The 12,609-nt window shown below is 71.6% G+C and carries 12 protein-coding genes; 6 read left to right on the plus strand and 6 right to left on the minus strand.

Translation table 11 applies throughout. The annotated features are described in order from the left end of the window. Positions 1 to 303: 303 nt before the first annotated feature. Positions 304 to 627: a transposase gene (locus tag D1J51_RS08010; protein WP_162903718.1), complete on the plus strand. Its 324-nt coding sequence runs from the start codon at positions 304 to 306 to the stop codon at positions 625 to 627. A gap of 53 nt (positions 628 to 680) precedes the next feature. On the opposite strand, the gene D1J51_RS08015 is transcribed toward D1J51_RS08010, so the two are convergent. Beyond that, the gene (locus tag D1J51_RS08015; RefSeq protein WP_119074672.1) at positions 681 to 1,091 is read right to left on the minus strand and encodes an arsenate reductase/protein-tyrosine-phosphatase family protein; all 411 of its coding nucleotides are present in this window, start codon (positions 1,089 to 1,091) and stop codon (positions 681 to 683) included. A gap of 37 nt (positions 1,092 to 1,128) precedes the next feature. After that, positions 1,129 to 1,536, minus strand: coding sequence for a phage holin family protein (locus D1J51_RS08020; protein WP_119074673.1), 408 nt, complete (start codon positions 1,534 to 1,536; stop codon positions 1,129 to 1,131). 77 nt (positions 1,537 to 1,613) lie between these two features. Here D1J51_RS08020 and D1J51_RS08025 point away from each other — a divergent pair, with 77 nt between their 5' ends. From D1J51_RS08025 to D1J51_RS08040, 4 genes are all read left to right on the plus strand, one after another. Beyond that, the gene (locus tag D1J51_RS08025; protein ID WP_119074674.1) at positions 1,614 to 2,720 is read left to right on the plus strand and encodes a histidinol-phosphate transaminase; all 1,107 of its coding nucleotides are present in this window, start codon (positions 1,614 to 1,616) and stop codon (positions 2,718 to 2,720) included. Positions 2,721 to 2,809: 89 nt separating this feature from the next. Further along, a complete protein-coding gene (locus tag D1J51_RS08030) occupies positions 2,810 to 4,000 on the plus strand; it encodes a thiamine pyrophosphate-dependent enzyme (RefSeq protein ID WP_119074675.1) in 1,191 nt (396 codons plus the stop codon). Further along, positions 3,997 to 5,007 (plus strand): alpha-ketoacid dehydrogenase subunit beta, encoded by a 1,011-nt coding sequence (locus tag D1J51_RS08035; RefSeq protein WP_119074676.1) that lies wholly within the window; start codon positions 3,997 to 3,999, stop codon positions 5,005 to 5,007. The genes D1J51_RS08030 and D1J51_RS08035 overlap by 4 nt, the downstream gene beginning before the upstream one ends. Before the next feature lie 8 nt (positions 5,008 to 5,015). After that, the gene (locus D1J51_RS08040; protein WP_119074677.1) at positions 5,016 to 6,344 is read left to right on the plus strand and encodes a dihydrolipoamide acetyltransferase family protein; all 1,329 of its coding nucleotides are present in this window, start codon (positions 5,016 to 5,018) and stop codon (positions 6,342 to 6,344) included. 126 nt (positions 6,345 to 6,470) lie between these two features. Here the strand turns inward: D1J51_RS08040 and katG are convergent, their stop codons facing one another. The 3 genes from katG to D1J51_RS08055 form a co-directional block, all read right to left on the minus strand. Then, complete coding sequence (gene katG, locus D1J51_RS08045) at positions 6,471 to 8,705, minus strand: catalase/peroxidase HPI (RefSeq protein WP_119074678.1); 2,235 nt, start codon at positions 8,703 to 8,705, stop codon at positions 6,471 to 6,473. Then, positions 8,698 to 9,282 (minus strand): Fur family transcriptional regulator, encoded by a 585-nt coding sequence (locus D1J51_RS08050; RefSeq protein ID WP_119074679.1) that lies wholly within the window; start codon positions 9,280 to 9,282, stop codon positions 8,698 to 8,700. The genes katG and D1J51_RS08050 overlap by 8 nt, the downstream gene beginning before the upstream one ends. Positions 9,283 to 9,435: 153 nt before the next feature. Beyond that, entirely contained in the window at positions 9,436 to 10,089 is a 654-nt protein-coding gene (locus D1J51_RS08055; protein WP_119074680.1) for an MIP/aquaporin family protein, read from the minus strand. Positions 10,090 to 10,268: 179 nt separating this feature from the next. Between D1J51_RS08055 and D1J51_RS08060 the strand changes: the two genes are divergently transcribed. Further along, positions 10,269 to 11,024, plus strand: a complete 756-nt coding sequence (locus D1J51_RS08060; protein WP_119074681.1) for a GntR family transcriptional regulator — start codon at positions 10,269 to 10,271, stop codon at positions 11,022 to 11,024. Between the two features lie 113 nt (positions 11,025 to 11,137). Here D1J51_RS08060 and D1J51_RS08065 read toward each other — a convergent pair whose 3' ends face one another. Then, entirely contained in the window at positions 11,138 to 12,601 is a 1,464-nt protein-coding gene (locus tag D1J51_RS08065; RefSeq protein WP_240423054.1) for an NAD-dependent succinate-semialdehyde dehydrogenase, read from the minus strand. Positions 12,602 to 12,609: the final 8 nt, after the last annotated feature.

Genomic DNA, 12,609 nt, shown 5'->3' on the forward strand with positions numbered 1-12,609 from the left:
AGGCCGCACCTACACCCCCATTTACGATGAGCCACAAAACTGGTTCCCCCGCTCGCGGTCGCACCGCCCGCTTGCCACCTCGAGGACGGCTGAGTGGTGGATATCCTCACCAGAACTTCGAACGAGCCCGCGGTGACTTCGCTCGTGCTGAGACCGTGATACACCGTGGTCGCGATGACGGGGGCTATGTGGACCCACCCATCCGGGTACGCCAAAATCTCAACCTCGTCGCTTGCTGAACCGAAGAAGAAGATGCGGAGCGTGTCGGGTTTGATGGAGGGTGCATGAATCCGGAAGGACCCCTTGACCGATGGAACCTCGAAGTACCCCGCAGAGCTTCGTGAACGCGCGACCCGGCTCTGCGTCGAGGCCCGCAAAGACCCCGCCACCCGGCAGGGCGCGTACCGTCGTATCGCCGAGCAGTTCGGCGTGCATCCCGAAGCGTTGCACACCTGGGTGCATCGCGCCGAGCAAGACGAGGGCCTCCGCCCGGGCACGACCAGCAGCGACGAGGCCCGGATCAGAGCACTCGAACGCGAGGTGCGTGAGCTGCGCCGGGCCAACGCGATCTTGAAGTCTTCGGCGGCTTTTTCGCGGCGGAGTTCGACCGCCCCTCCCGATGAGTGACCGTATCATGTACATCGACCAGCACAAGGCCGAGTTCGGGGTCGAACCGATCATCACCGCATGGGAAGACACGCCCGCCCAGGATCGGCCGGCCGCTCGGGGTCGACGGCCGTGAGCAGGGACAGGCGATCCGGATCGGCGCCGCGGCCGCGCAGGTGGCGCTCGTGGCCGCGATCGAGCGCGATGAGCAGGTCGTGCCCCGCGATGTCGGCGTCGGTGACCTCCCTGGCGCGATGCCGACCGCCGTCGTACCCCGCAGCCGCCAGCGCGGCGAGAGTGCGAGGATCGGCCCCATCGCCCACGTGGTAGCCGTGGGTGCCGCGCGAGGTCGCGAGGAAGCGATCGCCGAGCCCCTCCCGCTCCGCGAGAGCGCGGAAGATCACCTCGCCCATGGGGGAGCGGCAGATGTTGCCCGAGCAGACGAAACCGATGCGGAAGGGGCGGTTGGAGTCGTCGGCGCTCATGCCCCCAGTCTGCCCGAACGCAGGCGCACGGCCCCGCTCAGCGATCCTTCTTCTTGCCGGTGCCGAGCAGTGCGTTCATGAGGCCGGAGAGCAGCGACATCACGAGGGCCGCGAGCACGCCCCACCAGAACGTCTCGATGCGCAGTCCGAAGCCCGCGAGATCGGACAGCCAGGCCACGACGGCGAACAGGAAGCCGTTGACGATGAGGCCGAAGAGCCCGAGCGTGACGATGTAGAGCGGGATCGAGACGAACCTCACCACCCGGCCGAGCGTGCCGTTGACGAGCCCGAAGACGAGGGCCACGAGCACGAGCGTGAGCAGCGGTGCGTAGTCGTCGTCGCTGATGGGCACGATCCACACCCCGCGCTCGCCGTTGCCGCCCACGATGAGCGTGGTGAGCCACAGCGCGAATGCGCCGACGAGAACTCGGATGACGGTGCGCATGCCTCTAGTCTGACAGCTCGTGCTGCGCGGCGCCTCAGTCGTCGGCGTCCGCGGGGCAAGCGATACACTCTCGTCTTATGAGCGAAAACGCCGTGCCGCCCGTACGTCTGCGCCCCGCAGTGCTCGCCGCGCCCGCGTACCGGCAGGGCGCCGCGCCCGCCGAGCCCGGCTTCAAGCTGTCGAGCAACGAGAACCCCTTCGGACCGCTGCCCGGTGTGCTCGAGGCGATGGCCCGCCGCGCCGAACAGACGAACCGCTACGGGGCCGCGGCCATGCCCGAACTGCGGGCGATGGTCGCGGGCGGCTTCGGCGTCAGCCTCGACCACGTGCACCTCGGCGCCGGCTCGGTCGCGATCCTCTACCAGCTCGTGCACGCGGCGGCGGGGCCGGGCGACGAGTACGTGCACGCCTGGCCCAGCTTCGAGGCCTACCCCGCGCTGGGCCTCGCCTCGGGCGCGACGCCGGTCGCCGTCCCGCTGGACGCGCGGGCCGAGCACGACCTCGACGCGATGGCCGCCGCCGTCACCGGCCGCACGCGCGTCATCCTCCTGTGCACGCCCAACAACCCGACCGGCCCGGCGATCCGGCGCGCCGATTTCGACCGCTTCATGGCGCGCGTGCCCGCCGACACGCTCGTGGTGCTCGACGAGGCCTACCGCGAGTTCGTCACCGATCCCGAGGCCGTTCGCGGGGAGGAGGTGCTGCGGGAGCATCCGAACCTCGTGGTGCTGCGGACCTTCTCCAAGGCCTACGGCCTGGCGGGCCTCCGGGTCGGCTACGGCGTCGGCGATCCCGCGATCCTCGCGGCCGCGGCGAGCGTCTCGATCCCGCTCTCGGTGACCGGTATCGCCGAGAGCGCCGCGCTTGCGTCGCTCGCCCCGGAGGCGCGCGGGATCCACGCCGAACGCATCGCCGAACTCGCCCGGAGGCGCGACGCGCTCGCGGCCGCGCTGCGCGAACTCGGGATCGCCGTGCCCGAGGCGCAGGGCAACTTCGCGTGGATCCCCGAGGGGGCGGGCGGCGTCGCGGATGCCGCGGCGCTCGCCGCCGACTTCGCCGAGGCGGGCACCCTGGTGCGCCCGTTCGCGGGGCACGGCGTGCGCGTCTCGGTGGGGGAGCTCGAGAGCCTGCCCGAGGTGCTGCGCGTCGTGCGGGAGCACGTGGCCGCGCGTCTGGGAGGGTAGGCGTCCGGCGCCGTGCGCACGCGTCCGCCCGAGTGCGAACCGGCCGAATATCCGCCCTCCGACATGGCGCCCGATTACACTGGGTCGGGATGAGCGAAGAGACTTTCAGCCCGCTGCTCGACGGCGGCGCGGATCCCGAGCCGGTCCGCTTCCTCGACGACGCGGGCAACCATGCGCCCTCGCAGACCGCGGCCGAGTTCGCCGACGAGCTCGCGGGCGTCGGGCTCGAGGACTTCTCGCGGTGGTACCGCGACATGGTCTCCACGCGAGCCTTCGACACGGAGTGCACCCACCTGCAGCGGCAGGGCCAGCTCGCCCTCTGGGTGCCGAGCGTGGGCCAGGAGGGCTGCCAGGTGGGCCTCGCCCACGCCGCCGAGCCGCAGGACCACATCTTCCCCGCTTATCGCGAGCACGCCGTCGCGAGGATCCGCGGCGTCTCCTTCGTGGATCTCGCGGCGCAGTTCCGCGGACTCACGCACGGCGGCTGGGACGTCACCGATCCCGCGCACGGCAACTTCCACCTGTACACGCTGGTGCTCGGCGCCCAGACGCAGCACGCCACCGGCCACGCGCTCGGACAGGTGCTCGACGCCAAGCGCCGCGCCGCCGACACGGCGCTCGACGCGGGGGAGCCCGGCACCGCGACCGGCGAGGCCACGATGGTGTTCTACGGCGACGGCACCACCAGCCAGGGCGACGCCAACGAAGCCATGATCTTCGCCGCCAGCTACCAGACCCCCGAGCTCTTCGTGGTGCAGAACAACCGCTGGGCCATCTCCGTGCCCGTCACGCGTCAGAGCCGCACGCCGCTCTACCGCCGCGCGCTCGGCTTCGGCCTGCGCGCCGTGCAGATCGACGGCAACGACCCGCTCGCCGCGTACGCGGTGGGCCGCCGCTTCCTGCGAGACGCGCGCGAGGGCCGCGGGCCCGGCTACATCGAGGCCCTCACCTACCGCATCGGCGCCCACACGACGAGCGACGACCCCACCCGCTACCGCGAGGAGGGCGAGCTCGAGCGCTGGCAGCAGCGCGATCCCATCGACCGCCTCGAGGCCCACCTGCGTTCGCTCGGCGTCGGCGACGACTTCTTCGACGAGGTGCGCGATACCGCCGATCGCGAGGCGAAGCGGGTGCGCGACGCGATCCTGCACCTGCCGGCGCCCGAGGCCGACTCGATGTTCGCGCACGTCTACTCCGAGCCGCACCAGCGCATCGAGGAGCAGCGCGAGTGGCTCGAGCGCTACGAGTCGTCGTTCGCGGACGAGGAGGCGGCCCGATGAGCGCCGCGACCCCGCCGGGCCCCCTGACCGAGCACGCCACCCTGCCGCTCGCCAGGGCCATCAACGAGGGGCTGCGCGCGGCGATGGCGGCCGACGAGCGCGTCATCCTCATGGGCGAGGACATCGGCCCGCTCGGCGGCGTGTTCCGGGTGACCGACCGGCTGCAGGCCGAGTTCGGGTCGGCGCGCGTGCTCGACACCCCCCTCGCCGAGGCGGGCATCGTCGGCAGCGCGATCGGGCTCGCCATGCGCGGATACCGCCCCGTCATCGAGATCCAGTTCGACGGCTTCATCTTCCCCGCCTTCAACCAGATCGTCACGCAGCTCGCCAAGCTCACCAGCCGCCACGACGGCAGGATCCCGATGCCCATCGTCATCCGGGTGCCCTACGGCGGGCACATCGGAGCCGTCGAGCACCACCAGGAGAGCCCCGAGGCCTACTTCGCTCACACGCCGGGCCTGCGGGTGGTCGCGCCCTCGACGCCCAACGACGCCTACTGGATGATCCAGCAGGCCATCCAGTCGTCCGACCCCGTGCTGTTCTTCGAGCCCAAGGCCAAGTACTGGCAGAAGGGCGAGGTGGACCCCGCGGCCCCCGCCGCGGAGCTGCACCGCACGCGGATCGCGCGCCAGGGCGCCGACTGCACCGTGGTCGGCTGGGGCGCCATGGTGACCACGCTGCTGCAGGCCGCCGAGGTGGCGCAGGGCGAGGGCACGAGCCTCGAGGTGGTCGATCTGCGCAGCCTCTCGCCCGTCGACTACGCGCCGCTGCTCGAGTCGGTGCGCCGCACCGGCCGCCTCGTCGTGGCCCAGGAGGCGCAGGGCGGCGTGAGCCTCGGCAGCGAGATCGCCGCCCACGTCGCCGAGCACGCCTTCTACTCGCTGCAGGCGCCGGTGCTGCGGGTGGCGGGGTACGACGTGCCCTTCCCGCCCGCGCGCCTCGAGGGCCTCTACCTGCCCGACGCCGACCGCGTGCTCGAGGCGGTCGACCGCACCATGCACTACTAGGAGCAACCATGAGCGAGATGACCTTCCCCCTCCCCGACGTCGGCGAGGGGCTGACCGAGGCCGAGATCGTCACGTGGCACGTCGCCGTCGGCGACACCGTCGCGCTCAACCAGGTGATCTGCGAGATCGAGACCGCGAAATCGCTCGTGGAGCTGCCCTCGCCGTTCACGGGCACGGTCACCGAGGTGCTCGCCGAGGTGGGGCAGACGGTGCCGGTCGGCGAGCCGATCCTGCGCGTCTCCGTGGCCGGGACGGCCGACGAGGCGGATCCCGCGCCCGCCGACGCGCCGGCCGAATCGGAGGAGACCCGCGACGCCGTGGCCGATGCGGCGGGCACCGTCGAGCACGAGGCGGACGGCGGAGCGGTGCTCGTCGGCTACGGCGCGGCCGGCACGGTGAGTTCGCGCCGCCGCCGCGGGGGAGAGCCGCTGCTGACGGGCAAGCCGCAGGCCCCGATCCCGGTCGCGGAGGCCGCGCCCGTGATCGCGAAGCCGCCGATCCGCAAGCTGGCGAAGGATCTCGGCGTCGACCTCGCGCAGGTGACCGGAAGCGGGATCGCCGGCGAGATCCTGCGCGACGACGTGGTGCGACAGGCCTCGCAGGCCAGCCTCTTCCGCAACCTCTCGACCCCGGAGGCCCACCCCGAGGCGCGCGAGGAGCGGATCCCGCTCAAGGGCGTGCGCAAGGCCACCGCCGACGCGATGGTGACGAGCGCGTTCGAGGCCCCCCATGTGGGCGTGTTCACCGACGTCGACGCGACGCGCACCATGGAGTTCGTGAAGCGCCTCAAGAGCTCGACCGACTTCGCGGGCGTCAAGGTGTCGCCGCTGCTCATCTTCGCGAAGGCGATGCTGTGGGCGGTCCGGCGCAGCCCCGAGATCAACTCGACCTTCACCGAGACCGAGATCATCCGCCATCACTTCGTCAACCTCGGCATCGCCGCGACGACTCCGCGCGGCCTCATCGTGCCGGTCGTCAAGGAGGCGCAGGATCTGAGCCTGCTCGAGCTGGCGAGGGCGATCGAGCAGCTCACGCTCACGGCCCGCGAAGGACGCACGCGCCCGGAGGACATGCGGGGCGGCACGATCACGATCACCAACATCGGGGTGTTCGGCATGGACTTCGGCACCCCCATCCTGGTGCCCGGTGAGGTCGCCATCATGGCGATGGGCACGATCCGCCAGAAGCCGTGGGTGGTCGACGGCGAGGTGCGTCCGCGCATGGTGACGACGGTGGGCGGATCCTTCGACCACCGCGTCGTCGACGGCGACGTCATCTCGCGCTTCGTGGCCGACGTCGCCTCGGTGCTCGAGGAGCCGGCGCTGCTGCTCGACTGAGGGCGGGCGCGGGCGTCACCGCCGACATCGGCAAGCGCTGACGCAGGACGCCCCGAACGCCGCAGGGCGCCCCCGGTCGAGTGACCGAGGGCGCCCTGCGGCGCGGGCCGACGCCCCGCGCTCCGGCTACCGCACGTCGAAGCGGTCGAGGTTCGCGACCTTGACCCAGGCCCGCACGAAGTCGTCGACGAACTGGTCGGCGGCGTCATCGCTGGCGTACACCTCGGCGACGGCGCGCAGCTCGCTGTTCGAGCCGAACACGAGGTCGGCGCGCGTGCCCGTCCAGGTCTCCTCGCCGGTGGTCTCGTCGACGGCCTGGAAGGTGCGCGACTCGGGGTCGATCGCGCGCCAGTCGGTGTTCAGGTCGAGCAGGTTCACGAAGAAGTCGTTCGTGAGCACGCCGGGGCGGTCGGTGAGGACGCCGTGCCTCGAGCCGTCCCAGTTGGTGTCGAGCACGCGCATGCCGCCGATCAGCGCCGTCATCTCGGGCGCCGACAGGGTGAGCAGGTTGGCGCGGTCGATGAGGAGGTGCTCGGCGGGGCGGCCGAGAGCCCGGTCGCTCTCGTAGTTGCGGAAGCCGTCGGCGGCCGGGTTGAGGTACTCGAACTGCTCGACCTCGGTCTGCTCCGGCGTGGCGTCGGTGCGGCCCGGGGTGAAGGGGATCGAGACCGCGCGGCCCGCGGCGGCCGCCGCCTGCTGCACGCCCACGTTGCCGGCGAGCACTGTGAGGTCGGCGATCGAGACGCGCTTGCCGCTCGCCTCGTTCTCCGCGTCGAAGGCGGCCTTGATGCTCTCGAGCACGCCCAGCACGCGCGCGAGCTGCTCGGGCCTGTTCACCTCCCAGTCGCGCTGCGGCTCGAGGCGGATGCGACCGCCGTTCGCGCCGCCGCGCTTGTCGCTGCCGCGGTAGGTGGCCGCCGCAGCCCAGCCGGTCGAGACGAGCTCGCTCACGGTGAGGCCGCTGTCGGCGATCCGCTGCTCGAGGGCGGCGACGTCGGCGGCGTCGATCAGCTCGTAGTCGCGGACGGGCACGGGATCCTGCCAGATCAGGTCCTCTTCGGGCACCTCGGGGCCGAGGTAGCGCGACTTGGGGCCGAGGTCGCGGTGGGTGAGCTTGAACCAGGCCCGCCGGTAGGCCTCGGTGAAGGCCTGCTGGTCGTCGCGGTAGCGCAGCGAGATCTCGCGGTATGCGGGATCCTCGCGCAGCGAGATGTCGGTCGTCAGCATGCGAGGCTCGCGGCGGCCGCTGAAGTCGGCCTCGGGCACCATGTCGGATCCGCCGCCGTCCTTCGGGCTCCAGTGGTGGTGCCCACCGGGGCCCTCGACGCGCTCCCACTCGTACGCGAACAGGATGTGGAAGAACTCGTTGTCCCAGCGGGTCGGGTGGTAGGTCCAGGTGACCTCGAGGCCCGATCCGATGGCGTCCCTGCCGTGGCCGGCGCCGAAGCCGCTCTTCCAGCCGAGGCCCATCTGCTCCATGGGGGCGCCCTCGGGCTCGGCCGCGACGTGCTCGCCCTCGGGGGCTGCGCCGTGGGTCTTGCCGAAGGTGTGGCCGCCGGCGATCAGCGCGACGGTCTCCTCATCGTTCATGGCCATGCGGCCGAAGGTCTCGCGGATCTGGTGCGCTGCGGCGAGCGGATCGCCGCTGGCGCGCGGGCCCTCGGGGTTGACGTAGATGAGGCCCATCATGGTGGCGCCGAGCGGCTCGGCGAGCTTGGCCTTGCCGTCCCCGCCGAGGCGCGCCTCGTCGCCCAGCCAGCTGGCCTCGGAGCCCCAGTACACGTCGTCGTCCGGCTCCCACACGTCGGGGCGGCCGCCGCCGAAGCCGAAGGTGGGCATGCCCATCTGCTCGTGCGCGACATTGCCGGCGAGGATCATGAGGTCGCCCCACGAGAGCGACTTGCCGTATTTCTTCTTGACGGGCCACAGCAGGCGGCGGGCTTTGTCGAGGCCGACGTTGTCGGGCCAGCTGTTGAGGGGCGCGAAGCGCTGCTGGCCGGTGCCGCCGCCGCCGCGGCCGTCGAAGACGCGGTAGGTGCCGGCCGAGTGCCAGGCCATGCGGATGAAGAGCGGGCCGTAGTTGCCGAAGTCGGCCGGCCACCAGGGCTGCGAGTCGGTGAGCACCTCGGCGATGTCGCTCTTGACCACGGCCAGGTCGAGCTTCTCGAAGGCGGCGCGGTAGTCGAAGTCGGCGCCCTGAGGGTTCGCGACGCCGGGGTTCTTGGCGAGGATCTTCAGGTTGAGGCGGTCGGGCCACCAGTCGGAGTTGCCGGGCGCGCCCGCGGCGGGCTTGGCTGCGCCCTCGGTCGGCGTGGGGCCCTTTCCGCTGTGGTCGACGGGGCACTTGAGCTCGTCAGTCAATGCTGATTCCTTTCTTCGGCGGTGTTCGTGCGTGGTGGAGGTCTCGGGTGCTCGGCGGCGAGCAGGTGGCTGAGCGGGATCCCGCAGCCGTGGGCGTGGCCTCTGGACCCGTCGCAGCGCCGTGCGAGCCGTGCGCGTCCGGGCAGTCGCAGGCGGTGCAGATGCCGCGGAACGTGACGGTCGCCTCGATGATGCGCATGCTGTGGGTCTGCGGCGGCAGGATGCACGGGGCCGCGCCGACGGCGCAGTCGACGTCCTCGATGCAGTGGCAGACGATGCACTGCACGTGATGGTGATTATCGTGGAGCCGGGTCTCGTAGAGGGCGCTGTCGGAGTCCGGCGGGTCGATGCGCCGCAGCAGGCCGTGCTCGGTGAGGTCGTTGACGATGTTGTGCACCGACTGGGGCGAGAGCGGCGGCCGCCGCTCGGCGAGGGCCGCGTGGATCGCCGAGGCGGAGCTGTGCGGGTGCGCGTCGATGTGCCCCAGCACCGAGAGGCGGCCCTCGGTGACCCGCAGACCGCGCGCGTGGAGCAGACTGCTCCAATGCTCGGACGAGGCCGGGGCGCGCGCGCTCATACCCCCAGCCTACGTGTTTTGAGCGACTCAAAATAGTGATCCGCGCGGGCGTGCGGAACTATCGGGCGTGTCGCACTCTCCGTGCGCGCCGGTCGCGTGCGGCAGCGGGCCCGCTCCGGCGCGGGATCGGGGCGGGCCCGCTGCCGCGGGGGATCAGCTCGCGGCCGAACCCACCCTGAGGCGGTCGTGCGTGTTGAGCGCGAGGAAGGCGAGCGCGGCGAGTGCGCCGCCGACGAGGGGTGCGAGCACGTAGAGCCACAGGTTGCTCCAGGCGAAGTCCCCGTGGACCGCGAGTCCGAAGGCCACGGCCGGGTTGAAGCCGCCGCCCGAGACGGGGCCGACGGTGGCGGCGCCGATGAACACGGTGGTGCCGATCGCGAGGCCGTAGAAGGAGTTGTCGGCGCTGTCCTTCGAGGTGGCGACGTTGAGTACGACGTACACGAGCACGAAGGTGACGACGAGCTCGCCGATGAAGGCGGGGCCGACCTCGATGGCGACGGTCTCGGTGGCGCGCGGCCACAGGGCCGTGGCGAGGAGGGCGCCGATCGCGCCGCCGACCAGCTGCGCGACGACGTAGGCGATGAAGTCGCCGAGGCTCAGCGCGCCGCGGATGAGCGCTCCGAGCGAGACGGCGGGATTGAGGTGTGCGCCCGAGAGATGGCCGGTCGCGTAGACGAGCACCATCAGCGTGAAGCCGATCACGAGCGGGGTGAAGTCGCCCGCGTTGTTGATCGCGCCGACGATGGCGAAGACGAACAGAAGGGTCGCGAGGGCTTCAGCGACCGCGTTGCGTACCGTACCGGTCATTTTCGGCTCACTTTCCTGGAACATTCGGGATTTTCTCAGTTTCGTCCATTATGTCAAGGTGAGGGGCTGAAGTCAGCCCGGTCGCGCGGGGTCGCGAACGGGCGATTCGTCGGAGCGCCGAGCGGTGCGACCGTCTCGCAACCGGGGAGCGCCCAGCGGGGGGTGGTAATCTGCCGCGGATGAGTGCAGCTCCCTCCGCGCCCGGTCCGGCGGGGCCCGCGCGCCGGAAGCCGGAGAACGCAGGTCGCGTAGGGGTGCCGCTCGCGCTCGATCGGACGAGCGCCGCGGAGCAGGTCGCCGATCGGCTCACCCGCCTCATTCTCGAGGGCACGCTCGTCGCGGGAGAGCGATTGCGGGAGAGCGCGCTCGCGCAGTCCCTCGGGATTTCGAGGAACTCGGTGCGAGAGGGTATCCGGTTGCTCGAGCGGGGCCGTCTGGTTCGCTACGAGATGCACCGGGGCGCCGTGGTCGCCACGCCGTCGATCGACGAGCTCGACGACCTGTACCGCACCCGGATGCATCTGGAGACGCTCGCCGTCGGAGCCGAGCCGACCCCGGAGCAGGTCGCCGCGCTCGAGCGCGCGTTCGAAGCGCTCGTGGCGGCGGCGCACACCGGCCAGGCCAGGGAGATCGTGGCCGCCGACATGGCGTTCCACTCGTCGCTCGTGGCCCGCCTCGGGAGCGAGCGTCTCAGCGCGTTCTTCGAGACCGTGGCCACCGAGATGGGGTACTACCTGCTGATCCTCTCCCACGTGGACGACGAGCCCGGGCGAGTCGACGAGGCGGTGCTCGCCCACCACCGGCGGCTGCTGGAGGCGGTGGTCTCGGGCGACGCGGAGGCGGCGCGTGCGGCGCTCGCCGCGCACCTCCGCGAGAATCACCAGCGCATCCGGCAGATCCTTGCGGCGAGCGACGATTCGGCGGGATCGCGCTGACCGCCGCTCCTCTCGACGCTTCGCTGGGGGGACGCGCGGGATCCCGATCCGTCGGATCCTCGCGGAGCGACGAGATCGGGATCACAGCGCCGAGGCCGCCCGCTACGCGGGGGTCACGGGCGGCCTCGGCGCGCCAGGTTGTAGAAGCGGATCTCCTGGTACTCCTCGAGTCCCTCGCCGCTGCCCTCGCGGCCGAGGCCGGAGGCCTTCACGCCGCCGAAGGGGGCGGCGACGTTCGAGACGATGCCCTGATTGATGCCGACCATGCCGGTGTCGAGCCGGTCGGCGACCTCGAAGGCGCGGTCGATGCTCTCGGAGAAGACGTAGCCGGCGAGGCCGAAGGGCGTGCTGTTGGCGCGCTCGATCGCCTCGTCCTCGGTGCCGAAGCGCGTGATGGCGGCGATGGGACCGAAGATCTCGGTGTTCGCGATCTCGGAGCCGGCCGGCACGTTGTCGAGCACGGTGGCCTCGAAGAAGTGGCCCGGCCCCTCGGGGGCGGCGCCTCCGAGGCGCAGATCCGCGCCTCTCGCCACCGCGTCCTCGACGAGGCCCGCGAAGCCCCGCACCGCGCGATCGTCGATGACGGGCCCGAGCGTGACCCCCTCGGCGAGACCGTTGCCCAGCACCGCCTCGCCCATCCGCTCCGCGAAGCCCTCGACGAAGGCGTCGGCGATCCCGTCCTGCACGAGGATGCGGTTGGCGGCGACGCACGACTGGCCGCCGTTGCGCAGCTTCGCCACGACGGCCCCCTCGACGGCGCGATCGAGATCCGCGTCGTCGAAGACGATCAGCGGTGCGTTGCCGCCGAGCTCCATGGAGCTCTTGATGACGTGCTCCGCCGCCTGTCCCAGCAGCACGCTGCCGATGCCGGTGGAGCCCGTGAACGACACCTTGCGCACGCGTCCGTCGGCCATGAGCGCCGAGCTGAGCCCGGCCGAGTTCTTCGTGGTGACGACCTGCACGAGATCCTCGGGAACGCCGGCCTGCACGAAGATCTCGGCCACCACGAGCGTGGTGAGCGGCGTGAGCGCGGCGGGCTTCACCACCGCCCCGCAGCCGACGGCGATGGCCGGGGCGATCTTGCGGGTGGCCATGGCCATGGGGAAGTTCCAGGGCGTGATGAGCAGGGTGGTGCCGATGGGCGCGCGCGTGGTGAGGATCGTCGACCCGCCGGCGGGGTTCTCGCGGTAGTTGCCCGACGGCCGCAGGGCCTCCTCGGCGTACCAGCGCACGTAATCGGCCGCGTACTGCACCTCGCCGTACGCTTCGGCGAGCGGTTTGCCCATCTCGCGGGTGATGACGAGGGCGAGGCGATCCCGCTGCTCGACGAGCAGGCCGTACGCGCGATGCAGCACGTCCGAGCGGTGGCGGGCGGTGGTGCGGGCCCAGGCCTTCCCCGCCTCGTCGGCTCGGGCGAGCGCGATCAGCGCCGTCTCGACGGAGTGGTCGGGCGGGGTCGCGATGACCCGTTCGGTGGCGGGATCGCGTACCTCGAAGGTGCCGGTCCCGAGGCCGAGGGGATCCAGCGCCACACTCGCGAGCGCGGCTTCGGAGCTGTCGATCAGATGCTGTTGCACGCCTCGCA

The organism is Leucobacter sp. wl10 (assembly GCF_003569785.1).
In the GTDB taxonomy this organism is placed as follows: Bacteria; Actinomycetota; Actinomycetes; order Actinomycetales; family Microbacteriaceae; genus Leucobacter.

Excerpts from the sequence above, each read along its gene's own strand:
- D1J51_RS08060 (WP_119074681.1), top strand. The coding sequence starts at position 10,269 with ATGAGTGCAGCTCCCTCCGCGCCCGGTCCGGCGGGGCCCGCGCGCCGG.
- D1J51_RS08035 (WP_119074676.1), top strand. The coding sequence starts at position 3,997 with ATGAGCGCCGCGACCCCGCCGGGCCCCCTGACCGAGCACGCCACCCTG.
- D1J51_RS08020 (WP_119074673.1), bottom strand. The coding sequence starts at position 1,536 with ATGCGCACCGTCATCCGAGTTCTCGTCGGCGCATTCGCGCTGTGGCTC.
- D1J51_RS08025 (WP_119074674.1), top strand. The coding sequence starts at position 1,614 with ATGAGCGAAAACGCCGTGCCGCCCGTACGTCTGCGCCCCGCAGTGCTC.
- D1J51_RS08015 (WP_119074672.1), bottom strand. The coding sequence starts at position 1,091 with ATGAGCGCCGACGACTCCAACCGCCCCTTCCGCATCGGTTTCGTCTGC.
- D1J51_RS08055 (WP_119074680.1), bottom strand. The coding sequence starts at position 10,089 with ATGACCGGTACGGTACGCAACGCGGTCGCTGAAGCCCTCGCGACCCTT.
- D1J51_RS08040 (WP_119074677.1), top strand. The coding sequence starts at position 5,016 with ATGAGCGAGATGACCTTCCCCCTCCCCGACGTCGGCGAGGGGCTGACC.
- D1J51_RS08050 (WP_119074679.1), bottom strand. The coding sequence starts at position 9,282 with ATGAGCGCGCGCGCCCCGGCCTCGTCCGAGCATTGGAGCAGTCTGCTC.
- D1J51_RS08030 (WP_119074675.1), top strand. The coding sequence starts at position 2,810 with ATGAGCGAAGAGACTTTCAGCCCGCTGCTCGACGGCGGCGCGGATCCC.